Here is a 25,592-nt window from a genome sequence, read left to right on the forward strand (position 1 = left end):
GCTTTTCCCATGAAGGGTTATACCTGGCGCATTTCTCTTATCCTCATTTTCATCATCGCCTCGTGCGTCTACCTGACGCCGACCTTGGTCGACACGCTCCCCAAGTGGTGGAGCGGCCTGCTTCCCAAGGACAAGATCCACTTGGGTCTTGACCTGCAGGGGGGCACCCACCTGGTCATGGAGGTCGAGACCCAGAAGGCCGTGGAAGGGTCCCTGGACCTGATCGCCACCGACCTCGAGGACTCCCTCACCGCGCAGAACCTGCGCTTCAAAAAGATCGCACGCCTCGGCGGCGACAAGGTGCAGCTCACCCTGTACGATCGCGGTTCGGCCGACAAGGTGCAGTCGCTCATCAAGAAGAAGTACCCGGACCTCGAGGCCCTGCCGGTCTTCGACGAGGGCGGCTTCGTCAACATGCAGCTGCGCATCAACGAGAAAGAGGCCCAGGTCAGGAAGGACCGTGCCGTGGCCCAGGCCCTGGAGACCATCCGCAACAGGATTGACCAGTTCGGCGTTTCCGAGCCGGTGATCCAGCGCGAAGGCTTGAACAACATCGTCGTGCAGCTCCCCGGCATCAAGGACCCCAAGCGCGCCATCGAGCTGATCGGCAAGACCGCTCGCCTCGAGTTCAAGCTGGTTGACGAGACCGTGAACCCGGCTACCGCGACCGCCGGTTCGCTCCCCGAGGACGACGAGCTCCTCACCGAGAAGAGGACCGATCCCCAGACCGGCGCAGTCTCCGAAACGCCGCTGGTCGTGAAGAAGAAGGCCATCATCACCGGCGAGCTTCTGACCGACGCACAGATCAGGATCGACTCCCAGTACAACCAGCCTTACGTTGCCATCGAGTTCAACTCCACCGGCGCGCGCCTGTTCGACCAGGTCACCGCGGCCAACGTGGGCAAGCGCTTCGCCATCGTGCTGGACAACAACATCTACTCGGCGCCGGTGATCCGCGAGCGGATCTCGGGCGGTTCCGCGCAGATCTCCGGTTCCTTCACCGAGAAGGAAGCCGCCGACCTGGCCATCGTGCTGCGTGCCGGTTCGCTCCCCGCTCCGGTCAAGATCCTGCAGAACGTCACCGTCGGACCTTCCCTGGGTCGCGACTCCATTCACAAGGGGCTCATGGCCGGTCTGATCGGCGTGGTGCTGGTCGTCTCCTTCATGGCGATGTACTACAAGATCTCCGGCATGGTGGCCAACCTCGGGATGGTGCTCAACATCCTGTTCCTGATGGGTGCGCTTTCCGCGCTGGGTGCGACGCTGACCCTGCCGGGCATTGCCGCTATCGTCCTGCTGGTCGGTATGTCGGTTGACTCCAACGTCCTCATCTTCGAGAGGATCCGCGAGGAACTGCGCCTGGGCAAGACGCCGCACGCCGCGCTCGACGCCGGCTACGACAAGGCGTTTCTCACCATCATGGACTCACACGTGACCGCCCTCATCACCGCTGCGGTGCTGTTCCAGTTCGGCACCGGCCCGGTCAAGGGCTTCGCCGTCTCGCTGAGCCTCGGTATCATCATCAACCTGTTCACGTCGCTTGTGGCCACCAAGGTGCTCTTTGACGCCTTCCTGGACCGCGTACACGTGAAGCGACTCAGCGTATAAGGGGAGGGACCAATGGAACTGCTCAAGAAGACCAACATAGATTTCATCGGGATGAGGAAGATCTCCTTCATCGCCTCCGGCATCATGGCCATCATCGGCATCCTCGGCATCATCGCCATCGCCCGCGGCACCGCCAACATGGGCATCGACTTCTCCGGCGGCACCGAGATGCAGATCAAGTTCGCACAGGCTGCCACCACCCAGTCCATCCGTGACGCCCTTGCCAAGGCTGGCGTCAAGGAAGTGGAACTGCAGGAGATCACCGGCGGCAACCAGGTGCTGGTGAAGATGCACAAGTCCACCGGCAAGTCCGCCGACCAGGTCGCCGACGCGCTGAAAGCCGGCATCCCGGGCAACACTTTCACCGTGGAAAGCTCCACCGAGATCGGCCCGTCCATCGGCGAGAAGCTGAAGCAGGACACCCTGGTGGCCGTGGCGCTCTCCATGCTGGGCATCATCCTCTACATCGCCTGGCGCTTCGACTTCAAGTTCGGCGTGGGTGCGGTGGTCGCCACCATGCACGACGTGCTCGCCATGATCGCCGTGTTCTACGTGATGCACCGCGAGGTCAACATCCTGTTCATCACCGCGGTCCTGACCATCGCCGGTTACTCGCTCACCGATACCGTCGTCGTCTTCGACCGTATCCGCGAGAACATGCATAAGAGCCTCAAGGACCCGATGATCACCATCTTCAACAAGAGCATCAACGAGACGCTGTCCCGTACCATCATCACCTCGGTGACCACCTTCCTTGCCGCCGTGTCGCTGTTCCTGTTCGGTGGCGAGGTGATCCACGACTTCGCCTTTGCCCTGGTCGTGGGCGTCGTGGTCGCCACCTATTCGTCCATCTTCGTGGCGAGCCCGATCGTTGCACTGTGGGAAGAGCACGCGGTCGAGACCAAGGCCGAGGCCGCCTAAGGAGGTTCTGTGAACAAGGAGAACGTACTTACCATAGTGGTAGCGCTGATCGTGGGGCTTCTGGGAGGCTACCTGATCTTCAACATCGCCGGCCAGAATAAGGCACCCGAGGTCGCCATGAGCGTGCCGCAGGGGGCCGGTTCGCCGACCGACTACCAGCGTCGCATCGTCGAGGCCGAGAAGATCGTGGCTGCTGATCCCAAGAACCTGCAGGCCTGGATCCAGCTCGGCAACGACTACTTCGACACCGATCAGGCGCAGAAGGCGGTCAATGCCTACGGTAAGGTGCTGGAGCTCGATCCCAACAACCTGAACGTGATGACCGACCAGGGCATCATGTACAGAAAGATCGGCTGGTATGACAAGGCGATTGCAAACTTCGAGAAGGCGCAGTCGATCGACCCCAAGCATCTGCAGAGCCTGTACAACCTGGGCGTGGTCTACCTCCAGGACCTGAAGCAGCCGGAGAAGGCCAAGGAGATCTGGACCAAGTACCTGCAGTTTGACTCGACCAGCCCCACGGCACAGCAGATCAAGAACGACATGGCCGCGATGAACCAGATGCCGACCTCGTTCAAGAAGTAAACAGAAGACGAAGATAGAGATATAGATGAAGAAAAAACCCGCCTACACGGCGGGTTTTTTTTTGGTAGGGGACTGGCTCCGCCAGGTGCCTGTCCCCTTAGTTTGTTGAAGCTGGCCGGGCCGAAAGGAGCGTTGCGCTAAAGGGACAGGCACCTCACGGAGCCAGTCCCTTCGGCCGCCGTCGAAGGACTTGCCGTCACATTAACCGCGCAACCGGCTGTTCCTTATGTTATGATTGCACCCTGATTTTTTTCCATTGGAGGAGGGATGAAACCTGTCACCCATAGAAGCTGGCGGGCCAGGGAGGCCGATGCCGAGGCGGTATGCGGCCTGACCCGAGCCGGCGTCGCTCCGCTTCTCGCGCGCCTTCTTGCCCACCGCGGCGTCTGCGCTCCCGATGACGCCGACGCCTACCTGAACCCGGTACTGTCCCGGCTGCACGATCCGATGCTCATGACGGGAATGGAGCAGGCGGTGGCGCGGCTGGTCCAGGCGCTCAAGGCCGGAGAGCGGGTCTGCGTGCACGGCGACTACGATGTCGACGGCGTCACCTCCTGCGCCGTCCTTATCAGCTTCTTCCAGAAGATCGGTCTCGACTGCTGCCACTACATTCCCAAGCGCCTCACCGAGGGGTACGGCCTTTCCGAGCAGGGAGTGACCGCGGCCACCCGTGCCGGCGCGACCGTGCTGGTCACCGTCGACTGCGGCATCACCGCCGTCAACGAGGCGAGGCTGTGCCGCGAGGCCGGCGTCGACCTCATCGTCACCGACCACCACTCCCCCGGCGAAGAACTCCCGGATGCCTGCGCCGTGATCAACCCGCTGCAGCCCGGCTGCCCGTTCCCGTTCAAGTCCCTGGCCGGCGTCGGCGTCGCCTTCCACCTGGTGGTGGCGCTGCGCGCCCGTCTGCGCGCAGACGGCTGCTTCAAGCCCGGCGCCGAACCCGATCTTAAGGAGTACCTCGACCTGGTCGCCCTGGGCACCATCGCCGACGTGGTGCCGCTCCTTGGGATCAACCGGGTGCTGGTCACCTACGGCCTCAAGCAGCTCTGCGCCGGCACCCGGGTTGGCGTCGAGGCCCTCAAGGAAGTGGCCGGGATCACGGGGGAGGTCGGCTGCGGAGCGGTCGGCTTCAGGCTCGCTCCGCGCATCAACGCGGCGGGGAGGCTCGAGGACGCGGCGCTGGGTCTCGAACTGCTGCTCTGCCGCGACCCCCAGCGCGCCCGCGACATCGCCCGCGAACTGGACGAGGCCAATGCCGAGCGCCAGGCCCTGGAGCGGGCCACGTTCGAGGAGGCGCGCGCCATGCTGGAGCAGGGTGCCTGCAGCGGTCGCAAGAGCATCGTGCTCGGCTCTGAGGAGTGGCATCCGGGCGTGATCGGCATTGTCGCCTCGCGCATCGTGGAGCTTTTCCACCGGCCGGTGATCCTGTTCGCCTTCGACGGCGCAACGGGGAGGGGGTCGGGACGCAGCATCTCCCGCTTTCACCTGTTGGACGCCATCAAGGAGTGCGCCGACCACCTGCTGCGCTTCGGCGGCCACAGCCACGCTGCCGGCCTCTCCATCGCGCAGGAGGAACTGGAGCGCTTTGCCTTGCGTTTCGACGAGGCGGCCCAGGAACTCGACGCCGACGCACTTACCCCCACGCTCCCTTTCGACCTGGAACTGGACGGCGATGAGATCACCGCTGACCTGGTGCGGCAGCTGGAGCAGATGAAGCCCTTCGGCATGGGGAACCCCGAGCCGCTCTTCGTGCTCAAGGGGGCCCAGGTGCTGGATAGCCGCGTGCTCAAGGGGGGGCACCTGAAACTGAAAGTAGGGCAGGGGGGGAGGAGCTTCGATGCCATCGGCTTCGGCCTTGCCGAGGCGGGCGTGCCGCAGGGCAATGTGGACGTCCTCTTTTCCCCGGGGATCAACGTCTGGAACGGCAGGAGTTCGCTGCAGCTTACCGTGAAGGACCTGCGGCCGGAGGGAACGTGCTGAGGAGCGATCGCTTCAATAAGGCCGATCGCGTCATCCGCATCGGCTTTTGGGCCAACGCCGTTTTGATGGTGTTGAAGCTCGCCGCCGGCCATTACGGCCATTCCGACGCCGTCTTTGCCGACGGCGTCGAAAGCGCCTGCGACTTCATCGCCATCGGCATGACCCTGATCGCCCTCAAGGTCGGCCGCAAACCGTACGACTCGGACCACCCGTACGGCCACGGGAAGGTGGAAAGCCTCTCCGCCATCTTCGTCTCCCTGGTCATCGCCGCCACCGGCGCCTGGATTCTCTACGGCGCCGCCACTACCATGCTGGAAGGGCATTACGCCACCCCGGCGCTGGTGGCCGTTTTGGCAGCGGCAGGCACCATCGTGGCCAAAGAGGCGCTGTACCGGTACTCCATGAAGGTAGGGGGGAGCCTGGGAAGCCCGGCGCTACTCGCCATCGCCAAGGACCACAGAAAAGACGCCATCACCTCGGTCGCCACGCTGGTCGGCGTCGGGGGGGCCTACTTTGGCGTCAGCATCATGGACCCGATCGCCGCCGGTCTCACTTCGTTCTTCATCTTTCACATCGGTTACCACACTTTCCGCACCTCGGCGCACGAACTCATGGACGGCCAGCCCGAGCAGTCCCTTTTGGACGCGATCTCGCGCATCGCCCGCAGCGTTGAGGGGGTGGACCAGGTGCACGAGATCAGGGCGCGCCACTCCGGGCAATATCTCATTGTGGACCTGAAGCTCGACATGCCACCGGAGATGACAGTGAAACGGTCCCACGACATAGCCACCGAGGTCAAACGCCGCATCTTCGACCATTTCAGCAACGTGGGCGATGTCATGATACACATAAACCCCTCCGATGAACCGCACGAAGACCTGATCCGCCTTTAGCACATCCCTTTGATCCTTCCTCTCGCCGCGCCAACTCTTCCATCACCCGTGATTTTAATCACATCTTTTCTTGACAGACAGTCGCCATAGGTAGTATTAAGACCAGTCGACTGTAGTGAATACACTGTTATTTGGGGAGGAATGATGAAAAAGAGTACCCTGTCGCTCTTCGTTGCGACCTTGATTCTCGTCGCTTCCACGGCCTTTGCCGCCAAGATGGCGACCGTGGACATCCCGGAAAAGCCGGAGATGTACGCGACTGCACCGGCTGCGCTCACCCCGCAGCAATGTGCCCAGTGCCACACCGGCGCGTTCAACGGGCTCAAGACCGCCGGCGGCAAGCACCGTTTCGACTGCCAGGCCTGCCACACCGTAATCCACGCCTACAACCCGAAGAAGGCCAACTACGACGAAGTGATGCCGAAGTGTGCCTCCTGCCACACCGATATCCACGGGCCGGCCAACAAGGATTGCGCGAGCTGCCACAACAACCCGCACACCCCGCGTAAGGTTGCCATGACCCAGCGTCTGGCCACCACCTGCGCTACCTGCCATGCCGACGAGAAGGCCGAACTGGTCAAGTTCCCGAGCAAGCACACCAACGTCTCCTGTGACCGTTGCCATACCTCGCACGGCTTCAAGCCGTCCTGCTTCATGTGCCACAAGCCGCACTTCAAGGATCAGCCGATCGAAGCCTGCGCCAAGTGCCACTCGGTCCACAAGCCGAAGCAGGTAACCTACCAGGGCACCGACTGGAACCAGACCTGCGCTTCCTGCCACAGCAAGGTTGCCGCGAAGCTGTTCAACTCCAAGGCACGTCACTCCAAGGTCGCCTGCGCTTCCTGCCACAAGGCGAAGCACGGCTACATCCCGCAGTGCACCGAGTGCCACAAGGCTCCGCATCCGGCGTCGATCCTGACCCGCTTCCCGAACTGCCTGGGCTGCCACCTCGACGTCCACGACCTGCCCAGCATGAAGTAAGCGCACCACCTGCTGTAACCATCTGCACCGAAAAGGCCCCGGGGATCATCCCTGGGGCCTTTTTTCGTTGGAGGGGACTGGCTCCGCCAGGTGCCTGTCCCCTTGCTTCCCTGGTTCCCAAGCTCCAGCTTGGGAACCCCATATGGCGCAAAGCTCCAGCTTTGCATCCGAGGGAAGTTGGAGCTTCGGAGAGGCTTTGCGTTCCCAAGGTGGACCTTGGGAACGAGATCAAGGCGGACCTTGGGAACGAGATCAAGGCGGACCTTGGGAACGAGATCAAGGCGGACCTTGGGAACGAGATCAAGGCGGATCTTGGGAACGAGATCAAAGGTGGCTGAGCTGAAAGGAGCGTTCCGCTAGAGGGACAGGCACCTGACGGAGCCAGTCCCTTCTGCCGCGTCCTCCTCTCTGCTGGTTCAACAAAGATCTCTTGCATCCTTTCCCACAGACAAAGTAAACTGCCTGAGGTCGTCGCGGAATTATCACGGTGGATCGCGGGTTTGGCTTGCAAAATGGTGACCTCGGTCACAAAAGTTACCCGGCCTCTCCTGTATCCTAGCTCCTGTCGTGATTACCGACGGCAACGTCAGCCCCTTCCACACCGGCTGCTCACCAAGAACATCAACCGCAGTCCTAACTGAAAATCTGTGGCAGCACAGATCTTAAAAGGAAGCTCGTGCGCGTTATTCTCCTGATACTCCTGTTGATCCCGCTTGTGTCCCTGTCCCCCGTCAAAGCCCAGGCCATGGTTGATCCCGCCCCCTCGGCGACCCTATCCACCGCCAACCTGGACCTCCTCCTGGAGCGGGCCATGTCAGAGAACCTCATTGCCGGCGGCGTAGTTGTTGTCGGCAACCACGAGGGGATCATCGCCACCGCCGCCCGCGGCCAGGTCAGCGGCAGCGCCGGGGCACCGGCCATCACGGATCGTACCCAGTTCGACGTCGCCTCGCTCACCAAGGTCATCGCCACCACACCGGCGATCATCAAGCTCCTCGACGAAGGGCGCATCTCCCTTACCGACACGCTCTCGCGCTTTTATCCGGAGCTTGCCGGCACCGACAAGGGGAACATCACCATCCTGCACCTGATGACCCATACCTCCGGGCTCTCCGATGTCATGGTGGGGCAGGGGGGCACGATAGAGGGGCTGGTGCACAAGGTCGCCACCCAACGGTTCCGCGGTGCCGGCACGGGCTTCGAGTACGCCGACATCAACTTCATCCTGCTCGGGGAACTGGTGCACCGGGTTACCGGGGAGCGGCTGGACAAGTTCTGCCGCGAACAGATCTACGAGCCGCTGGGGACCCGCGAGACCTCCTTCCTCCCGTCCCGGGACGGCAACGAAATCGCCCCAACCTCCGGCACCCAGGGTGGCGTGGTACAGGACGAGAACGCCCGGAGGCTGGGAGGAGTTGCAGGCCATGCCGGGCTCTTCAGCTCCGCTTACGACCTGGCCCGCTACGCCCGGCTCATCCTCGGGCGTGGCACGCTCGACGGCACCCGCATCCTCTCCGAGCAGGCGGTAACCCAGATGACCACCCCTTACGCCTGTAACAACGGCAGGATCAAGCGTGCCCTGGGCTGGGACGTGGCATCCCCGTTCTCCGCGCCCAAGGGGAGCTACTTCTCGGAGGCCTCCTTCGGTCATACCGGCTACAGCGGTTCCTCGATCTGGATCGATCCCCAGCAGGACATGTTCGTCATCATGCTGACCAGGCGGCTCGACTACCACAACGTACACAACTTCAACCAGTTGCGCAGGAATGTCTCCTCCTACGCTGCAGCCGACCTCAAGGGTATCGCCGGCGAGTTGGCCCCCGTAGCCGAGGAGCAGAAGGTCAAGGCACAGGTCGTTACCGTTGCCGCCATCAGCGAACCCACCGCTCGGTTCGCCTCCCTGAAGCTGCGTCATGACCGTCACGCCGCCAAGTGCTCCGTCAAGCCCGGCCGCCGCACGCTGCAGGCCCGCGCCGCGCATCGCGGTGCCAAGATTACCAAGGTCGCACGAAACGATGCCGGTAAGATTCGTTCCGCATCGAAAAAGCATCGCTCCCTGTCCAGAAGCTGACCAAGTTGCCCGACTCACTATCAGTCCTCTGTGGCTTGGCTTAAAGATGTTGCTTGCTCTCAGCATATGTGATAGCATCCGGCAACATTAGCTCATCCAAATCTTTATCGGGGGCGCAGTGATGCTTGATATGGATCTCGGACTGGACCTTGGTATTCTCTGCTGTTGCTGTGATTGCCGCACCTTTCGTCTGCCGGACACGACCGGACTCACTGACAGCCAGGTAGCCAGCATTGAGAAATTGTGCAAGCTCTGCATCGAGAGCAACAAGCAGTATGTCGTCAACAGCTAAAACCTCCACCCAGGGCAGGGGGCCACTCATCGGCCTCCTGCTTCTCTTCTGCCTGTTTCTAGTTACCTCTGTCTCCTGCGCCGATACCCTGTTCCAGCGCTCCACCATGCAACTGGAAGAGAAAGCCCGCCGCACCCAGGTCGACGACTACTGCTTCGTGGTGATGGGGGACAGCCGCTCCAACGACGCCATATTCAAACTGGCACTGCGCACCGCAGCCGGGTTCGATCCGCTCTTCATCCTGCACGGCGGGGACTATTCCACCGAGGGGGGTGAGGAGGAAACCGCCAACTTCCTGACCATGGTTGAGAAAAACGCCAGCGGCATCCCGGTGTTCGTGGTGCCGGGCAACCACGAGAACCCCAAGGTCTTCGACAAAGCCATCGGTCCGCCGCGCTTTGCTGTTTCCGTACCCCGCCTCGGGCTGAAGGTGGTAGCCTTGGACAACTCGCAGGGCAGACTGGAGTCCACGGATCTGGACTACCTCAAGCGCCAGCTCCCCTCCGCCCCCGGCGCCACCTTCGTTGCCATGCATGTCCCCCCTCAAACCAAGCGCTGGCGCGGCCATACCTTCACCAAGGGAGCGGCTGAACTGGAGCAGATGGTAGCCGCGGCGCCCACTGTGCGCGGCCTCTTCTTCGCCCATTCCCATCTCTTCGACGCGAGCGTCTTCGGCGGCGTGCCCGCCTTCATTTCCGGCGGCGCCGGTGCACCACTGGTCTGGATGAGCCGTTACGGCGAAAGGGTCAACCACATCCTCGTGGTCAGGGTCAGCAAGGGACAGGTGAGCTACCAGATGGTGCAACTCAAGTGACCTCCGATCGCTGCAAAGCGGTCTTTCCCGCGACGCGGGAGAACGAGGACCTTTTGCTGGCGGAGTGCTACCGGGAAGCCCTGCGCCTGTTGCGGGAGAACTCGACGCCGGCGGGCGTGCTTGCCTCGGCGCGCAACCCGAAGTCATCCGGGCGCAACTACGACTCCATCTTCGGTCGCGACGCAGCTATCTGCGCACTGGGCATGGCCATTTCCGGCGACCTGGAGCTGCTTCAGTCGGCCGAGGCGGGACTGCTCACCCTGGCGCGCCACCAGGCCCGCAACGGGCAGATTCCGAAGTTCGTCAAGCCGGAGTTGGCCGAAGTCGACTTCTGGTATGCCGGCTGCGTTGACGCAACCATCTGGTGGCTGATTGCCGTCCACCTCGTAGAGAGGATGGCGCCGCATCTCGGCCTGGCAACGAAAGTCGCCGCCAACGTGGTGCGCGCGCTGAACTGGCTGGAATGCCAGGAACACCAGGGATGGTTCCTGCTGCAGCAAAACGACTGTTCCGACTGGGCCGACATCATGCCCAGGAGCGGCTTCGTTCTCTACAGCAACGCCCTCTGGTACTGGGTCAAGCGACTCTACGATCTCCCCACCGCCAGGGAGACGCAGCGCTTTGGCCGTCTGCTCTTCAACCCCTTCGACAATGCGGTCCCGGATCAGAAGCGGATCCGGCTCATGCGCCATTACATCCGCAATCGCTGCCGCCCCGAGCCTTTCCTGCTGAGCTACGTGAACTTCTCCTTCTGGGGAGAGGAGATCGACATCTTCGGCAACATCCTCGCCTACCTTACCGGCCTTGGGACCGCTTCCGAGGCCTGCAAGATGGTGGCGGGCGTGACCGCCCTGAACGCCAACGACCCGCACCCGGTGCGCGTGGTGGGGAGCCCCATAGAGATGGGCTCGCCTCGCTGGCGCCCGTACATGCAGCGTCACCGGCAAAACCTTCCCTGGCAATACCACAACGGCGGTGCCTGGCCTTTTGTAGGTGGCTTCTGGGTTATCCTGCTGGCGACGCTTGGCGAGCGATCCCTGGCCCATGCCGAATTGGTGAAACTCGCGCTCAGTTGCCGGGTTAACGGTTGGGAGTTCAACGAGTGGTTTCAGGGACAAACAGGCGAGCCGATGGGGATGCCCAGGCAGTCATGGAATGCCGCTGTCTATATTCTCGCCTATCGCACCGTCCTATGCGGTGCCCGCATCTTCGCTTAAAGACAGATTCAAAACCTGGAAGCAGTTACGCAAAGCACGCTATGAATCCGCAAAGGGGGTAGAGAAAGACTTCTTTTGTTTTGAAGACTTTCATGACGTACTTCGCGCCACCTTTGAGTTATTTGCGTAACTGCTTTTGACTTTTATTCCTTTTTATCCTTTCAAGGGTGACATTTGCGATAGTGGTGATTATTATTGTGCTTATGCCATTCAAGGAGGATTAGATCATGAAACGCTTGACGTTACTGTTGCTGTCGTTGCTCACCCTTACCGCACTTTCCGGCTGCGGCTACAACACCATGCAGGCCAAGGAAGAGGCCGTCTTCGCCGCTTGGGGCGACGTCGAGGCTTCCTACCAGCGCCGCGCCGATCTGGTGCCCAACCTGGTCGAGGTCGTCAAAGGGTACGCCAAGCACGAGGCAGATACCCTCAAGGCGGTCACCGAGGCCCGCGCCAAGGTGGGCTCCATGCAGGTTTCCAAGGATGCCATCAACGATCCCAAGACCATGCAGAACTTCCAGCAGGCCCAGTCGCAGTTGAGCGGCGCGCTGTCCCGCCTCATGGTCGTGGTCGAGCGCTACCCGAACCTGAAGGCGAACCAGAACTTCATGGACCTGCAGAACCAACTGGAGGGAACCGAGAACCGCATCAACGTGGCGCGCGTGCGCTACAACCAGGCGGTGCAGGATTTCAACACCACCATCAGGACCTTCCCGAACTCGCTCACCAACTCCATGATGCTGCACCTGCAGCGCAAGGAGCCGTTCAAGGCGGAAGAAGGTGCCAAGGTGGCGCCCAAGATCAAGTTCTAGAAAAGCAGATTAAGACAAAGATTTAGATTGAGACTAAGAATGAGGTTAAGACTGAGAGGTTCAGGTTACGTCATTTCTTAATCTTAGTCTTTATCTGAATCTGCCTATGGGTCGCCCATGAAAAAGCTGTTTTTGCTCCTCACATTCTTGCTGACGGTCCAGGTCTGTGCGGCGGCGGAGGTTCCTCCGCTGCGCAGCCACGTGAACGACTACGCCTCGATGCTTTCGCCGCAAATGGCGCAGCAACTGGAATCGGAACTGACTGCCTTCGAGCGCAGCGACTCGACCCAGATCGTCATCCTCACCATCCCGAGCCTGGAAGGTGATGTGCTGGAGCAGTATGCCATCAAGGTGGTGGAAAAGTGGCAGCTGGGCCAGAAGGGGAAGGACAACGGTGCACTGCTGCTGGTGGTCAAAAACGACCGCAAGATCCGTATCGAAGTAGGGCGTGGGCTGGAAGGGAAGCTGACCGATCTCATGTCCGGACGCATCATCCGCAACGAGATCACGCCCGCCTTCAAACGCGGCGACTTTGACCAGGGAATCTCCCGCGGCGTGGACGCCATCATGGCGACGGTGCGGGGCGAGTACCAGGCCCAAGCTACCGACCTCCGCCACGGCAAGAAGGGGGCTCCTCCGATCCTGACACTGCTCCTCTTCGTCCTGGTCGCCTCGGTGTTCCTGGGCGGCATCTCCCGCTTCCTCGGCGGGGTTGCCGGCGCGATCGGCCTCCCCATTGCCGCCTTCATCTCCTTCTCCGGCCTCTCCATGCTGCTGTTGGGTGTGCTGGCGGTGGTCGGCTTCCTGGCCGGCCTCTTCATCGCCTTCCTCTTTTCCTCGGGAGGGCGCGGCGGTTTCATGGGAGGGCCTCCCTTCTTCGGTGGTTTCGGGGGAGGGGGCTTCGGCGGTTTTGGCGGCGGTGGAGGTGGCGGAGGCGGCTTCTCCGGCGGTGGTGGCGACTTCGGCGGTGGCGGTGCCTCGGGAGACTGGTAAATGGACCTTTCGCACAAATCCGTAGCTCACGACTTCTTCAGCGAGGCCGACAAGGAGGCCATCAAGCAGGCGGTGGCCCGCGCCGAGGCCCTGTCCAGCGGCGAGATCGCCACCATGGTGGTGTCCGAGAGCGATCGCTATCGTGAGGCCGAAGCGCTCGGTGCGCTGCTTCTCTCCGGCTTCGTCGGCGTGGTGGTCGCCGTGCTGTTGCATCACGTCACCATCTGGACCTATATCCCCGTGGTGTTCCTGCTCTATTTCCCGGTGCTCCTCTTTTTGCGCCGCTTTCCGCACCTGAAGCTCTCTTTCGTGGGGCCCAGGCGCCTGGCCGAGGCGGTCAGCGAACGGGCGCTGGTGGCCTTCTACCAGCAGGGGCTGTACCGGACCCGCATGGAGACCGGAGTGCTGATCTTCATCTCCCTTTTGGAGCGCAAGGTTTGGATCGTGGGCGACCGGGGCATCAACGCCAAGATACCGCCGGGGTACTGGAAGACCCTCGCCGAGCAACTGGCCCAGGGGCTGCGGACTGGGCGCGGTGCGCAGGCGGTCTGCGAGGTGGTTGAGGCCTGCGGCAGCGAACTGCAACGTCATTTCCCGCGCCGTGAGGACGACCGCAACGAACTTTCCGACGACATCATCATTTCCTGATCATCTTTTTGCCGGTCCTGCCGATAAAGTCATTGACTTTCAACCTGTTCCGCTCTCATTATTGACATTCGGTACCGTGCGCCGTATCGGTCCCCATTCCGGGTCGAGGCGTCCCTGGCAGCATAGCTTACCTTGCCGAAGCAACGCAGCAATTGCGGACCGTCCCGCACCGTCCGCAGGAGAAGGATCGCATGACCGCAGATATCAAACCGATAGCCGCACCGCAACCAACCCGCAAACCCCTCGGGGAGATCTTCGTCGAACGCGGCCTGTTGACCCGGGCCTCCGTCGACCGGCTGATCGCCCACGCCAAGAGCAAGAACATCCGCCTGGGCGAACTGCTGGAGGTGATCGGCCTGGTCACCCCGGAGGAACTCGCAGAGGCGCTCGCCATACAGTACCGGGTCCGGAAGATTGTCGATTTCGCCAAGTACAGCTACCCAGCCAACGTGCTCAAGCTGATCCCGCTCGAGATGGCGGTAAAGCACAGCATCTTCCCCCTGAAGCTCGACGATGGCCGACTGGGACTCGCCGTGGCCGACCCGACCACTGAAGATCTTTTTGCCGCCATCGCGGCCCAGCACAACGTGAAGCTGGTGCTCTACGTCTCCACACGCCTCGAGATCAACCGGGCCATAGCGCGCCACTACCTCGGGCAGACCATCGCCGGTCCTGCCAGCAAGTCGATCCTGCTGGTCGAGGACGACCAACTATCCCGCGAGATGGTGGCCAAGATCCTGATCCGCCAGGGGTATGCCGTGGAGACCGCCATAGACGGCATGGACGCGTTCAGCAAGATCTTCACCCTGAAGCCCAAGCTGGTGATCACCGACAAGGTCATGCCCAAGCTGGGGGGGTACGAGTTCCTGTTCGCCATCAAGAACATCCCCGAGTTCCGCTACATGCCCGTGATCCTGATGACGGCAGCCGCCACCCCCGACGAGGAGAAGGAGGCCCTGGAAAAGGGATTCTTCGATTTCGTGCTCAAGCCGGTCAAGGAAATCGGTCTCCTCACCAGGGTGAAGCGGGCTTTCGCCAGCAGGGAAGCCCTCTACGGCAAGACCGCCTGACGGCACCATCCCTCCATACCGATGCGGTCGGCCGCTGCCACCATTGGTGCGGCCGCCCCGACCATCCTTTCCTTCATCCGCCCTCGATTCCGCTTTTCCCTCATGAACCAGCGGTTCAATGCCGAAAAGAGAGCTACATTCCGCTTCTCCCTTCATTCCACGTCATGCTGCAACCGCCGCGACGGCGCCCGACCGGCGCGAGCCGTCCCCAGGCGGCAGGAGAACAGATGCAACACCTGACACAAATAAGCAGTGGACGTCCCACCTGCCGGCGTCTGTCTCCCGCTTTTGCTGCCGCGCTGGTGCCCGGAGGATCCCACTGGCAGGGTGACTGGCTGCAGCTGGCAGTGGTGGGAGCCGTCTTTGCGCTGATTGCGCTGGTACTGGGAAGGATGGTCCAGGTCAAGGCCCGCAGACAGGCCCAGGTTGAGGAGGAGTTGCGTCGCGCCAAAGACGAACTCGAGCAGCGGGTTGCCGAGAGAACCGAGGCGCTGCACCACGCCAACGAACAGTTGAAGCAGGAACTGGCGGAACGTGAGCGGGTAGAGGAGGAACTGCGGCAGGGGCGCAACATGCTTGCGCAGATCGTCGACACTATCCCGCAGTTCGTCTTCTGGAAGGACAGAAACAGCATCTACGAGGGGTGCAACATAGTCTTCGCCAAGGCGGCGGGCCTGGAGGGGACCGAGCAGATTCGCGGTAAAAGTGATTATGATCTGCCCTGGCTACGGCAGGAGAGTGACGCCTACCGGGCCGATGACCGTAGCGTCATGGACAGCAACACCGCCAAGTACCACATCATCGAGCAGCAACAGCAGGCCAGCGGCGAGCGCCACTGGGTGGATACCACCAAGGTACCCCTGTGCGACGACAGCGGCGCCGTGGTTGGCGTGCTCGGTGTGTACGACAACATCACCGAGAGAAAGAGGATCGAGGAGGCGCGCGACCGCGCACTGGCGATGCTGGAATCGCTGCTGGCCTCGTCGCCGACCGGCATCCTGGTCTACGATGGCGAGACCGGCGTCTGCGTCAAGGCCAATCAGGCCGTGGCAGACATGGTAGGTGCCACTGTCGACCAGATGCTCGTGCAGAATTTCCGGCACCTTCCCTCCTGGGAGGCAATGGGAGTCCGCCAGATTGCAGAACAGGTGCTGGCCGACGGGCAGACCCGGAGCATGCAGGCATCGGGCGCCTCGTCGTTCGGCGCCAACCTGGAGACCGAGTGCTTCCTGTCGCGGTTCGATGTGGAGGGAACGCATCACCTGATGATCATCGTAGTGGACATGTCCGAGCGTAAACGACTGGAGCAGGAGAAGCGCCTGATGGAGGCCCAGATGCTCCACGTGCAGAAGCTGGAGAGCCTCGGGGTGCTGGCAGGCGGCATCGCGCACGACTTCAACAACATTCTCATGGTGGTGCTGGGGAACGCGGATCTGGCGATGCTGCGGGTACCGCCGGATTCACCGGCCTGCGAAAACCTGGTCCAGATCGAGCAGGCTGCCAGCCGGGCGGCGGACCTGGCGCGGCAGATGCTTGCCTACTCAGGCAAGGGTACCTTCGTTATAGAGAACCTCGACCTGAACCGGATCGTGCAGGACATGGCCCCTATGCTCGAGGTTTCCATTTCTAAGAAGGCGCAGCTGTGCTACGACTTCACCTCTGGACTGCCGGCCATCAGCGGCGACGCGACGCAGTTGCGCCAGGTGATCCTTAACCTCGTCATCAACGCCTCCGAGGCGATGGAGGAGGGGATGGGCAGGATTTCCATCAGCACCAAGCACATGCAGTGCGACCGTACCTACCTCTCGGAGTCCTGGATCGACGACCGGCTCCCGGAGGGATGCTACGTGGTGCTCGAGGTCTCCGACACCGGCTGCGGCATCGACCGCGACATCATCCCGAAGATCTTCGACCCCTTCTTCACCACCAAGTTCACCGGGCGCGGTCTGGGCATGGCCGCTGTCCTCGGCATCGTACGGGCGCACAAGGGAGCCATCAAGGTCTACAGCGAGAAAGGGAAGGGGAGTAGCTTCAGGCTGCTGCTGCCTTGCATCGCCGGCGCGGCAGATTGTCCGGAGCCTCCTGTGCCGCAGGAGCTTTGGCGTGGCAGCGGCACCGTCCTGCTGGCCGATGACGAGGAAAGCATCCGGTTGCTCGGCAGCGACATGCTCCAGGCTCTTGGCTTCGACGTGAGGCTGGCCAGCGACGGCCGCGAGGCGCTGGAGCTGTTCGAGGCGGGGATGGACGACATCGTCTGCGTTCTGCTCGACCTGACCATGCCCAACCTGGACGGCGAGCAGACCTTCCGGGCGCTGCGGGCCCTGAAACCCGACGTGAAGGTGATCATGTCCAGCGGCTACAACGAGCAGGAGGTGAGCCTTAAACTGGCGGGGGCGGGACTGTCAGGTTTCATTCAGAAGCCGTACAAGGTGGCCGAGATGAGCAGGAAGCTGTCTGAAGTGCTTGGTGGATGAGAGGAGCGCCCCCCGGCCACCTCCCTTTGATCTCGTTCCCAAGGTCCGCCTGGGAACGCAAAGCCGCTCCGAAGCACCAACTTCCCTCGGATGCAAAGCTGGAGCTTTGCGCCATATGGGGTTCCCAAGCTGGAGCTTGAGAACCAGGAAAAGCTGGAGCTTGGGAACCAGGAGATCCCAACAGCATTCGCTAACAGAGCAAAAAAAGGGGCACCCTTGCGGGCGCCCCTCTCGTTAATTCTTGTGCAGCAGATTTAGCGGATGTAGCCGTTGCTGTAGGTCGCGACCTTGAGCGGTTTGGCCTCCTTGAAGAAGACCCGGATCACATCACCCTTACGGGAGTAGCGGGGCTCCCCCTTACAGTCGGCGAAGACGTTGGAGAGTTTGGCTCCCGCGTCGGTCACGTCGATGAAGCGGATGGCGCCGGTACCGGTGGTTTCGCCGGTGTCGGTCAGTACCAGCACGGCGTCGGACTGGCTCTGTTGGAATACCCGGACCAGTTCGGGAACCGGTTTGGCGACAGACTCGTCCACCTCTTCATGGATGAGCTTGTCGTTCAGCAGGTACTGGATCCTCTTGTAGTTCGTCTTGGTGCCGTCGTCCATGATGAGGTTGCCGTTGCGGTCATAAGCGACGATGGAGATCTTGCCGTAGCGGGTGTTAAGATCCTGGGCGAGAACGACGGTGGAAGCTACCAAAACGAGCAGTAAGGCCGCCACGGGGGCGAAAAGTCTTTTCGTCATCTGAGTCCTCCTTGTGCATGCAAAGCGTTGCCATAGCATATCCACACGGGTTTTCCCATGTTGGTGTAGGAATATATAAATTAAAATTGTAGGTGTGTAAATTACAAAAACTAATTAACATGCTGAAAAGTGTTGATTTTGTGAGCCTAAACACAAAAAAGCCGGGAGGTCGCGGAACCTCCCGGCTTTTTTCATGTGTCTGAAGTGGCGTTATTTACCGCCTGCCACCATCAGTTCGCTGACCAGCCTGGTGAAGCGCAGCGGGTCCTTGATCGGGGAACCTTCGGTCAGGAGGGCCTGGTCGAAGAGGAGTTCGCTGTAGTCGGCGAGCTTCGGGTTGGTCTTGTCCTTCTCGAACATGGCCGTCATGACCTGCATGATCTGGTGCTCCGGGTTGAGCTCGAGGATGCGCTTTCCTTCCGGTACTTCCTGGTTCATCGCCTTCAGGATCTTCTCCATGTTGGCGTTGAGTCCCATCTCGTCGGCCACGAGGCAGCAGGCGCTCTCGGTCAGACGGGAAGATAACCGCACTTCCTTCACGCGGTCCTTCAGGGTTTCCTGGATGTACTCCATGACGCCGCCGAACTCCTTCTTGGCCTCCTCCTTCTTGGCCTCCTTCTCCTTCTTTTCCTCCTCGGTGTCGAGCTCCAGGTCGCCCCTGTCGATCGCCTTCAGGTGCTTCTCCTGGTATTCGTGGATAGCCTGCACCACCCACTCGTCGACCGGGTCGGTCATGTAGAGGACCTCGTAGTCCTTCTTGTGCAGCGCCTCCATGTAGGGGGAGTTTTCAACCGACTCGCGCGACATGCCGGTGATGAAGTAGATCTCCTTTTGCCCCTCGGGCATGCGCTCGACGTACTCCTTGAGCGACACGAACTTCCCTTTCTCGGTCTTGGAGCTCTCGAACAGGAGCAGGTCCTGCAGCTTCTCCTTGTTGGCGTAGTCGAAGTGGATCCCTTCCTTCAGGACCGGACCGAACTCGCCGTAGAACTTCAGGTAGTCGTCGGGGTTCTTCTCCTTCATCTCGGCGAGGGTGGAGAGGACCTTGCCCACCAGCGACTTCTGGATGCGCTTGATCTGCACGTCTTCCTGCAGGATCTCGCGGGAGACGTTGAGCGGCAGGTCGGAGGAGTCCACCACGCCCTTGATGAAGCGCAGGTAGTCCGGCAGCAGCGCCTCGCAGTTATCGGTGATGTAGACCCGCTTCACGTAGAGGTGCACGCCCTTTTTGTGGTCGCGCAGGAACAGGTCGAACGGCTTGTGGGACGGGATGTAGACGATGGCCTTGAACTCGCTGACGCCTTCCGCGGAGTAGTGGATGGTGGAAAGCGGCTTGTCGTAGTCGTGCGAGATGTGCTTGTAGAACTCCTCGTACTCCTCTTCGGTGATCTCGCTCTTGGGGCGGGTCCAGATCGCCTTCATCGAGTTCAGGGTTTCCTCGGTGGTCTTGTCGATGGTGCCGCCACCCTCGATGACTTTCCCCTCGGCGTCCTTGACGGGTTCGCTGCGGGTGATGTCCATCACGATGGGGTACTGCACGTAATCGGAGTACTTCTTGACGATGGAGCGGATCTTCCACTCGTCCAGGAACTCCTTCATGTCGTCTTTCAGGTGCAGCACGATCTCGGTGCCGCGGGTCTCCTTCTCGCACTCCTCGATGGAGTAGGAGCCGTCGCCGGTGGACTCCCAGCGGCAGCCGTACTGCTTGTCGCCCGCGCGGCGGGTGGTGAGGACCACCTTGTCCGCCACCATGAACGAGGCGTAGAAGCCGACGCCGAACTGGCCGATCAGCTCCGGGTTGTCGGCGAGGTTCTGCTCCTTGAGGGCGGCCACGAAGTTCTTGGTGCCCGACTTGGCGATGGTGCCGATGTTGTCGGCCACCTCGTCCATGCTCATGCCGATGCCGTTATCGGTGATGGTGAGGGTGCCCGCTTCCTTGTCTGCGTGCAGCTTGATCTTCCAGTCGGCGTTCCCTTCCAGCAGTTCCATGTTGGAGTGGGACTCGAACTTTATCTTGTCAATGGCGTCAGACGCGTTGGAGATGAGCTCCCTGAGGAAGATTTCCTTGTTGGAATAGAGGGAGTGGATCACCAGGTCCAAAAGCTGCTGGACCTCGGTCTCGAACTTCTTGACGGTTTTAGCCATGTCTGGGTGGTCTCCTTTGGTCTTAGTGAATGGTCCGGGGAACATAATCACTGCAGGGGAGGATTTCAAGGGGGAGGGAAGAAAAAGACTAAAAGCCTCACCACAGAGGACGCGGAGGTCCACAGAGGGCACAGAGAATAGACCAAAAGGTTTAAAACCTTCTTGCGTTTTTCTCTGTGACCGCTTTGGCTTTTCCTCTGTGTCCTCTGTGATCAGCTTTTGGGTTACGCCTTACAACTTCAGGTACTGCTTCAGTATCGCGGGGTGCAGGTGCTCCTTCATGACCTCCCAGGCCTCGCGCAGGGCCTCGGCGTCGTGCAGGGCGTGGTGGGGCGGGAACTCGTTGTAGGCTTCGGCATGGGCCTTCTGCAGCAGTTCGAACAGACCGGGAAAACTCTCGGAGTAGTAGTGGATCGGGGCGGGGTAGAGGTTCTTCGGGAAGGCGTCGTGCAGCAGATCCACCATGAGGACCCAGTCAAACCCTGGCGCGTCGCACACCACTCGCACCGGAACGCCGAAGGAGGCGACCCAATCGGCCAGCCTGCGCCTGGCGTAGCTCCGCTCCTGGAAAAATTCGCCGCCGGTCAACTGCGGCAGCACGTTGGCGGTGACGAAGGGGGAGCATCCCTCGTGACTCCAGCCGTTGGCAAGCTCGGCGTAGAAACTCTCTCCACTCTCGGAGACCAGCGCGATGCTGATCAACTGCGGGTAGTCGAAGTCGGTGAACTCGGTGTCCAGGAACAGCAGCATCGGTTCCCCTGCGGCAAGTTCCGGCGAGATGGGGACCTGCTTCGCCTTCTGCGGTTTGCGCTTTTTCGCGTGGGCGGGGCAGAGGGTCTTGGCGAAGCCGTGGCCGAGTTGCAGCGATCCCTGGGCCCCGCACTCGGAGCAGATGGCCGTTGCCTTGTGCTCAACGTCTTTGGCCAGTTCCTTGACGATCGAAGAGCGGGATCCGACCCTCACGAAGAGGCCGCCGAGCCTCTCCTCCGCCTTGAAATGGCCGATCTTGGGCATGGCAAGGTGTTCCATGGCCTCGATGGCGGTGCAGAGGTCCCACACCAGCGGATACCAGCCGGGACCGCAGCGCACGCTGCCGGAGGGAGGGGTGAGGTAACGCGGGAAACGGGAGACCAGCTTCTCGAGCGCGATGTCCCCCTCCGGTTTCACCCACTTTTCCCAGGAGAGGAACATCTTCTCTGTGGTCCGCTTGAAACGGACGATCAGGTCCACCACCTTCAATGCGAAGGCGAAGTAGCGCTCTCTTAATATGACCAGTGTCTTGGGTGTTTTCATTAGCACAAGATTCTACCAGACTCCCCCTTCCTTGACACCTTTTCATCGTTATGTTACTAAGGTCGGGCCAAAACTCGTTTCCCTGCAAGGGGATAGCCTACCCCACACCTCGCACGCCAATCAAAGGAGCCTCATGTACTGCCCCGATTTCGCGACGTTCCAGACCCTGTCCGCACAAGGCAACCTGATCCCGGTCTACCGGGAAATCCTGGCCGACCTGGATACCCCTGTGGGGGCCTTCAAGAAGATCGACGACGGCCGCTTCGGATTCCTGCTGGAGAGTATCGAGGGTGGCGAGAAATGGGGACGCTACACCTTCCTGGGCTCCTCCCCGGCGGTGGTCATCCGCGGCAAGGACAACTGGGTCGAGATCGTGGAGGGGGGCGAGGTGCGCCGCGTGGAGGTGTCGGATCCCTTGCACTACGTCCGGGACTACATGGCACGCTACCAACCGGTCGAGGTCGCGGGCATCCCGAGGTTCTTCGGCGGCGCGGTGGGGTACCTGGGTTACGACGCGGTGCGTCACTTCGAAACCCTGCCGGACCAGAACCCGAGCCTCATCAACACCTACGACGCCTACTTCATCATCACCGACACCATGGTCATCTTCGACAGCCTGAGCCAGAAGATCAAGGTGGTGTCCAACGCGCACCTGGACGGCAGCACCACCCCCGAGGCCGCCTACGCCGAGGCGGTGGGCAAGATCGAGGGGCTGATCGAGCGCCTCAAGAAGCCGCTGCCGGCCGGCGAGAAAAAACCCGCGCAGGGGAAGGTGCAACTTACCTCCAACGTGAAGCGCGAGGAGTTCGAGTCGTGGGTGACCCGCGCCAAGGAGTACGTCAGAAGCGGCGACATCATCCAGGTGGTGCTCTCCCAGCGCTTCTCCGGTGATCTCACCGTGGACCCTTTCGATATCTACCGCGTGCTGCGGACTTTGAACCCGTCCCCGTACATGTTCTTCCTGCGCCTGGACGAGACCATGGTGGTGGGCGCCTCGCCGGAGGTCATGGTGCGTAAGGAGGGTGAGCTGGTCGAGTTGCGCCCCATCGCCGGCACCCGCCCGCGCGGGGCGACTCCCGCCGCCGACGAGGAACTGGCGCAGGACCTGTTGGCCGACCCCAAGGAGCGCGCCGAGCACGTCATGCTGGTCGATCTGGGCAGAAACGACCTGGGGCGCGTCTGCGAGATCGGCAGCGTCAAGGTTTCCGAACTCATGGTGGTCGAGCGTTACTCGCACGTGATGCACATCGTTTCCAACGTGCAGGGGGAACTGGCGCCCGGGCACGACGCCTTCGACGTGGTGCGCGCAACCTTCCCGGCGGGGACCCTTTCCGGGGCCCCCAAGGTGAGGGCGATGGAGATCATCGACGAACTGGAAGGGGTGCGGCGCGAGGTGTACGGCGGCGCGGTGGGATACTTCTCCTTCTCCGGCAACATGGACATGGCCATCGCCATCAGGACCCTGGTGATCAAGGACGGCAAGGTGCACCTGCAGGCCGGCGCCGGCATCGTGGCCGACTCCGACCCCGCTGCCGAGTACGTGGAGACCGTCAACAAGGCCAAGGCCGTTGTGAAGGCCATCGAAATGGCCGAGCGCGGGCTCGACTGAACCGCGCTTTACCAAGTACCGCTAACAACATCGCCGTGATGAGGGCGCCCGGATTTTCCGGGCGCCCTTTTTGTTGCTCTGTCTTCTCTTTACCTCTCCCCCCCCGTGTACTCATAGAACCATTCCAATGCAAACAACCGTCGTTTTTATGGCTAGTTTGTCCTCAATGTAGATCGTACCTACTGTCAGTGAAGGACATGATATCCAAAATGCAATGCATTGTTGGTTAAATTTAATTTTAAAATGTCTATCAAGAAACAGACTAACGGCAAAAATATTGTAAAATTTTCCCGATCAAATGTTTGATCCCACTCGATGCAAGAGCATGGAGGCCTTGGTTTGATGAATTGCTATGAGAGCTTTTCTGGAACAAAGAGCAGGAGCTGAGAGAATGGCCTCGTCTAGTCCCATCAAGAAGATCCTCGTTGTTGAGGACGATGATGCCCACGCGGAGTTGATCCGGCGGGGATTCAGCGACCTGTCCGGCCAGTACGAGTTGACCGTCGCCGCCACGGTCAAGGAGGCGGTGGACCGCATCCGCAGCAGGAATTACGACATCGTGCTCACCGACTACCTCCTGCCCGACGGCAAAGGCGGCGACCTGGTGGCGCAGTCGGCCGGTATTGCGCCGGTAGTGATGATGACCTCGCACGGCAACGAGCAGGTCGCGGTTGAAGTGATGAAATCCGGCGCCATCGACTACGTCGTGAAGATGCCCGAGATCTTCGACGCCATGCCGCGCATCGTGGAACGCGCCCTGCGGGAGTGGGACCACATGCTCGAGCACAAGCGGGCGGAGGAGGCGCTCAAGCTGCAAAGCCACCGGCTCGAACACGAGGTGGCCGAGCGCCAGTTGGCCCAGGAGGCCCTCCTGGAACAGGCGCAGCTGTTGAAAAAGGAGATAGCCGAGCGCCAGTTGGCCCAGGAAACCTTGCGCCTGAGCGAGGAGAAATTCCACAAGGCGTTCGACAGCGCGCCACTCATCATGGTGATCACCGACATCGAAGAGGGCATATTCCTCGATGTGAACCGCAAGTTCGTGGAGCTTTCGGGCTACAACCGCGATGAAGTGCTGGGGCGCACCTCCACTTCGCTGGGGTGGATCAACCCCGTCGACCGGAAGGCGCTGCTCGACAAGCTCGAAGAGGAAGGACGCGTGGCCGGGACCGTGGTGACCCTGCACGCGAAGGACGGCAGGACCCTGAAGGGGGAATACTACTGCCAGCGGATCACCGTGGACGGGTGCGAGCGCCTGCTGGCCATAGCCCTCGACATCACCGAGAGGATGAAGCTCGAAGAACAGTTGCGCCACTCGCAAAAGCTCGAGGCGGTAGGCGTGCTGGCTGGCGGGGTCGCCCACGACTTCAACAACATACTCACCGTCATCGGCGGCTATTGCGAACTGCTCAAACTGGACCTCCCCGAGGACAACCCCGCCCGCGACAAAGTCATGCAGATCTCGGCGGCCGCGGACCGGGCCGCCAACCTGACCCGCAGCCTGCTCGCCTTCAGCCGCAAGGGCGAGGTGAAGGCCGCTCCAGCCAACCTCAACGACATCGTCAAGGGGGTCGAGAAGTTCCTGCAGCGGATCATCGGCGAAGATGTCGCCCTGACCACCTCATTCGGCGAGGGGGCACTATGGGCCGTGGTGGACAGCGGGCAGATCGAACAGGTGCTGATGAACCTGGCGGCGAACGCCCGCGACGCCATGCCCAAGGGGGGGAGGCTCTTCGTGGAGACCGAGCGCCAAGAGATCGACGCCGCCTTCGTGCACGCCCACGGCTTCGGCATCCCCGGTCAGTACGCCCTGCTTACCATCTCCGATACCGGCCAGGGGATGGACGAGGGCACCCGCAAGAAGATCTTCGATCCCTTCTTCACCACCAAGGTGGTGGGCAAGGGGACCGGGCTTGGCCTTGCCATCGTCTACGGCATCATCGCCCAGCACAAGGGGTTCGTGAACGTCTACAGCGAGCCCGGCATCGGCACTACCTTTAGGATCTACCTTCCCGCCATCAACGCCGCGGAACCGGAAAAAAGCGTTCAGGCAGCGGAACCGGAGGTGCGCGGCACCGAGACCATTCTGGTTGCGGAGGACGATCTGCACGTCCTCGACCTGGTTTCCTCCATCCTCAAGCAGTACGGCTACTCCATCATCCATGCCGCCAACGGGCTGGAGGCGGTGCAGCGCTTCAAGGAAAACCCGGACATAAAACTAGTGCTCATGGATATCATCATGCCGGTCATGAATGGTAAGGAAGCCGCCGAGACCATCCTTGAAGACCAGCCCGATGCCAGGATTCTCTTTACCAGCGGCTACACGGCCGACATCATCCGCAGCAGAAGCGACCTGGAGGAAGGGGCCGAGCTGGTCATGAAGCCGGTAAAACCGATGGTGCTGCTGAAGAAGGTGCGGGAGATGCTGGACCGGGAGTGAAGC

General features: G+C 61.3%; 21 protein-coding genes. 17 read left to right on the top strand and 4 right to left on the bottom strand.

The annotated features are described in order from the left end of the window. Positions 1-9 precede the first annotated feature (9 nt). The 8 genes from secD (at position 10) to JFN91_RS13150 (ending at position 9,042) form a co-directional block, all read left to right on the top strand. The gene (secD, locus tag JFN91_RS13120; RefSeq protein ID WP_199389645.1) at positions 10-1,608 is read left to right on the top strand and encodes a protein translocase subunit SecD; all 1,599 of its coding nucleotides are present in this window, start codon (positions 10-12) and stop codon (positions 1,606-1,608) included. Positions 1,609-1,620: 12 nt separating this feature from the next. Beyond that, complete coding sequence (gene secF / locus JFN91_RS13125) at positions 1,621-2,529, top strand: protein translocase subunit SecF (protein ID WP_199389646.1); 909 nt, start codon at positions 1,621-1,623, stop codon at positions 2,527-2,529. Positions 2,530-2,538: 9 nt separating this feature from the next. Further along, positions 2,539-3,114 (top strand): tetratricopeptide repeat protein, encoded by a 576-nt coding sequence (locus JFN91_RS13130; RefSeq protein WP_199389647.1) that lies wholly within the window; start codon positions 2,539-2,541, stop codon positions 3,112-3,114. A gap of 267 nt (positions 3,115-3,381) precedes the next feature. Next, a complete protein-coding gene (gene recJ / locus JFN91_RS13135) occupies positions 3,382-5,097 on the top strand; it encodes a single-stranded-DNA-specific exonuclease RecJ (protein WP_199389648.1) in 1,716 nt (571 codons plus the stop codon). Continuing rightward, positions 5,091-5,990 (top strand): cation diffusion facilitator family transporter, encoded by a 900-nt coding sequence (locus JFN91_RS13140; protein WP_199389649.1) that lies wholly within the window; start codon positions 5,091-5,093, stop codon positions 5,988-5,990. Before recJ ends, JFN91_RS13140 begins: the two co-directional genes overlap by 7 nt. A 144-nt stretch (positions 5,991-6,134) precedes the next feature. Beyond that, positions 6,135-6,971 (top strand): cytochrome c3 family protein, encoded by an 837-nt coding sequence (locus JFN91_RS13145; RefSeq protein WP_236015125.1) that lies wholly within the window; start codon positions 6,135-6,137, stop codon positions 6,969-6,971. Positions 6,972-7,180: 209 nt separating this feature from the next. Then, the gene (locus JFN91_RS22295; RefSeq protein ID WP_268898705.1) at positions 7,181-7,309 is read left to right on the top strand and encodes a hypothetical protein; all 129 of its coding nucleotides are present in this window, start codon (positions 7,181-7,183) and stop codon (positions 7,307-7,309) included. 338 nt (positions 7,310-7,647) lie between these two features. Continuing rightward, entirely contained in the window at positions 7,648-9,042 is a 1,395-nt protein-coding gene (locus tag JFN91_RS13150; RefSeq protein WP_199389651.1) for a serine hydrolase domain-containing protein, read from the top strand. Between the two features lie 40 nt (positions 9,043-9,082). Here JFN91_RS13150 and JFN91_RS13155 read toward each other — a convergent pair whose 3' ends face one another. Beyond that, the gene (locus tag JFN91_RS13155; RefSeq protein ID WP_199389720.1) at positions 9,083-9,364 is read right to left on the bottom strand and encodes a hypothetical protein; all 282 of its coding nucleotides are present in this window, start codon (positions 9,362-9,364) and stop codon (positions 9,083-9,085) included. 76 nt (positions 9,365-9,440) lie between these two features. On the opposite strand from JFN91_RS13155, the gene JFN91_RS13160 reads away from it, so the two are divergent. The 7 genes from JFN91_RS13160 to JFN91_RS13190 all read left to right on the top strand — a co-directional run bounded on the left by JFN91_RS13160 (position 9,441) and on the right by JFN91_RS13190 (position 17,362). Then, positions 9,441-10,148, top strand: a complete 708-nt coding sequence (locus JFN91_RS13160) for a metallophosphoesterase family protein (protein WP_236015127.1) — start codon at positions 9,441-9,443, stop codon at positions 10,146-10,148. Beyond that, complete coding sequence (locus JFN91_RS13165; protein WP_328746992.1) at positions 10,145-11,365, top strand: amylo-alpha-1,6-glucosidase; 1,221 nt, start codon at positions 10,145-10,147, stop codon at positions 11,363-11,365. The genes JFN91_RS13160 and JFN91_RS13165 overlap by 4 nt, the downstream gene beginning before the upstream one ends. A 227-nt stretch (positions 11,366-11,592) precedes the next feature. Further along, positions 11,593-12,177 carry a LemA family protein gene (locus JFN91_RS13170; RefSeq protein WP_199389653.1) on the top strand — a complete coding sequence of 195 codons (585 nt, stop codon included), beginning with the start codon at positions 11,593-11,595 and terminating at the stop codon, positions 12,175-12,177. A gap of 117 nt (positions 12,178-12,294) precedes the next feature. After that, positions 12,295-13,170 carry a TPM domain-containing protein gene (locus JFN91_RS13175; RefSeq protein ID WP_199389654.1) on the top strand — a complete coding sequence of 292 codons (876 nt, stop codon included), beginning with the start codon at positions 12,295-12,297 and terminating at the stop codon, positions 13,168-13,170. After that, positions 13,171-13,818, top strand: coding sequence for a TPM domain-containing protein (locus tag JFN91_RS13180; protein WP_199389655.1), 648 nt, complete (start codon positions 13,171-13,173; stop codon positions 13,816-13,818). 191 nt (positions 13,819-14,009) lie between these two features. Continuing rightward, positions 14,010-14,888, top strand: a complete 879-nt coding sequence (locus JFN91_RS13185; RefSeq protein ID WP_199389656.1) for a response regulator — start codon at positions 14,010-14,012, stop codon at positions 14,886-14,888. Positions 14,889-15,115: 227 nt separating this feature from the next. Continuing rightward, entirely contained in the window at positions 15,116-17,362 is a 2,247-nt protein-coding gene (locus JFN91_RS13190) for a PAS domain-containing hybrid sensor histidine kinase/response regulator (RefSeq protein WP_236015128.1), read from the top strand. A gap of 254 nt (positions 17,363-17,616) precedes the next feature. On the opposite strand, the gene JFN91_RS13195 is transcribed toward JFN91_RS13190, so the two are convergent. The 3 genes from JFN91_RS13195 to JFN91_RS13205 all read right to left on the bottom strand — a co-directional run bounded on the left by JFN91_RS13195 (position 17,617) and on the right by JFN91_RS13205 (position 21,543). Then, complete coding sequence (locus JFN91_RS13195; RefSeq protein WP_199389658.1) at positions 17,617-18,105, bottom strand: hypothetical protein; 489 nt, start codon at positions 18,103-18,105, stop codon at positions 17,617-17,619. A gap of 210 nt (positions 18,106-18,315) precedes the next feature. After that, on the bottom strand, positions 18,316-20,250 hold the full coding sequence (htpG, locus tag JFN91_RS13200; protein ID WP_199389659.1) for a molecular chaperone HtpG: 1,935 nt from the start codon (positions 20,248-20,250) through the stop codon (positions 18,316-18,318). Between the two features lie 231 nt (positions 20,251-20,481). Beyond that, positions 20,482-21,543: a 3'-5' exonuclease family protein gene (locus JFN91_RS13205; protein WP_199389660.1), complete on the bottom strand. Its 1,062-nt coding sequence runs from the start codon at positions 21,541-21,543 to the stop codon at positions 20,482-20,484. A gap of 133 nt (positions 21,544-21,676) precedes the next feature. On the opposite strand from JFN91_RS13205, the gene trpE reads away from it, so the two are divergent. Together trpE and JFN91_RS13215 are read left to right on the top strand one after the other, a co-directional pair. Next, positions 21,677-23,152 carry an anthranilate synthase component I gene (gene trpE / locus JFN91_RS13210; RefSeq protein ID WP_199389661.1) on the top strand — a complete coding sequence of 492 codons (1,476 nt, stop codon included), beginning with the start codon at positions 21,677-21,679 and terminating at the stop codon, positions 23,150-23,152. Between the two features lie 391 nt (positions 23,153-23,543). Then, entirely contained in the window at positions 23,544-25,589 is a 2,046-nt protein-coding gene (locus tag JFN91_RS13215; protein ID WP_199389662.1) for a response regulator, read from the top strand. Positions 25,590-25,592: the final 3 nt, after the last annotated feature.

The organism is Geomonas anaerohicana, from assembly GCF_016458305.1.
Lineage (GTDB): Bacteria > Desulfobacterota > Desulfuromonadia > Geobacterales > Geobacteraceae > Geomonas > Geomonas anaerohicana.

What these genes read in the sequence shown, in the direction of transcription:
- JFN91_RS13215 (WP_199389662.1), top strand. Translation starts at nt 23,544, where the DNA reads ATGGCCTCGTCTAGTCCCATCAAGAAGATCCTCGTTGTTGAGGACGAT.
- JFN91_RS13185 (WP_199389656.1), top strand. Translation starts at nt 14,010, where the DNA reads ATGACCGCAGATATCAAACCGATAGCCGCACCGCAACCAACCCGCAAA.
- JFN91_RS13190 (WP_236015128.1), top strand. Translation starts at nt 15,116, where the DNA reads ATGCAACACCTGACACAAATAAGCAGTGGACGTCCCACCTGCCGGCGT.
- JFN91_RS13170 (WP_199389653.1), top strand. Translation starts at nt 11,593, where the DNA reads ATGAAACGCTTGACGTTACTGTTGCTGTCGTTGCTCACCCTTACCGCA.
- trpE (WP_199389661.1), top strand. Translation starts at nt 21,677, where the DNA reads ATGTACTGCCCCGATTTCGCGACGTTCCAGACCCTGTCCGCACAAGGC.
- JFN91_RS13205 (WP_199389660.1), bottom strand. Translation starts at nt 21,543, where the DNA reads ATGAAAACACCCAAGACACTGGTCATATTAAGAGAGCGCTACTTCGCC.
- secF (WP_199389646.1), top strand. Translation starts at nt 1,621, where the DNA reads ATGGAACTGCTCAAGAAGACCAACATAGATTTCATCGGGATGAGGAAG.
- htpG (WP_199389659.1), bottom strand. Translation starts at nt 20,250, where the DNA reads ATGGCTAAAACCGTCAAGAAGTTCGAGACCGAGGTCCAGCAGCTTTTG.
- recJ (WP_199389648.1), top strand. Translation starts at nt 3,382, where the DNA reads ATGAAACCTGTCACCCATAGAAGCTGGCGGGCCAGGGAGGCCGATGCC.
- JFN91_RS13175 (WP_199389654.1), top strand. Translation starts at nt 12,295, where the DNA reads ATGAAAAAGCTGTTTTTGCTCCTCACATTCTTGCTGACGGTCCAGGTC.
- JFN91_RS13160 (WP_236015127.1), top strand. Translation starts at nt 9,441, where the DNA reads ATGCAACTGGAAGAGAAAGCCCGCCGCACCCAGGTCGACGACTACTGC.
- JFN91_RS13180 (WP_199389655.1), top strand. Translation starts at nt 13,171, where the DNA reads ATGGACCTTTCGCACAAATCCGTAGCTCACGACTTCTTCAGCGAGGCC.
- secD (WP_199389645.1), top strand. Translation starts at nt 10, where the DNA reads ATGAAGGGTTATACCTGGCGCATTTCTCTTATCCTCATTTTCATCATC.
- JFN91_RS13195 (WP_199389658.1), bottom strand. Translation starts at nt 18,105, where the DNA reads ATGACGAAAAGACTTTTCGCCCCCGTGGCGGCCTTACTGCTCGTTTTG.
- JFN91_RS13155 (WP_199389720.1), bottom strand. Translation starts at nt 9,364, where the DNA reads ATGAGTGGCCCCCTGCCCTGGGTGGAGGTTTTAGCTGTTGACGACATA.
- JFN91_RS13145 (WP_236015125.1), top strand. Translation starts at nt 6,135, where the DNA reads ATGAAAAAGAGTACCCTGTCGCTCTTCGTTGCGACCTTGATTCTCGTC.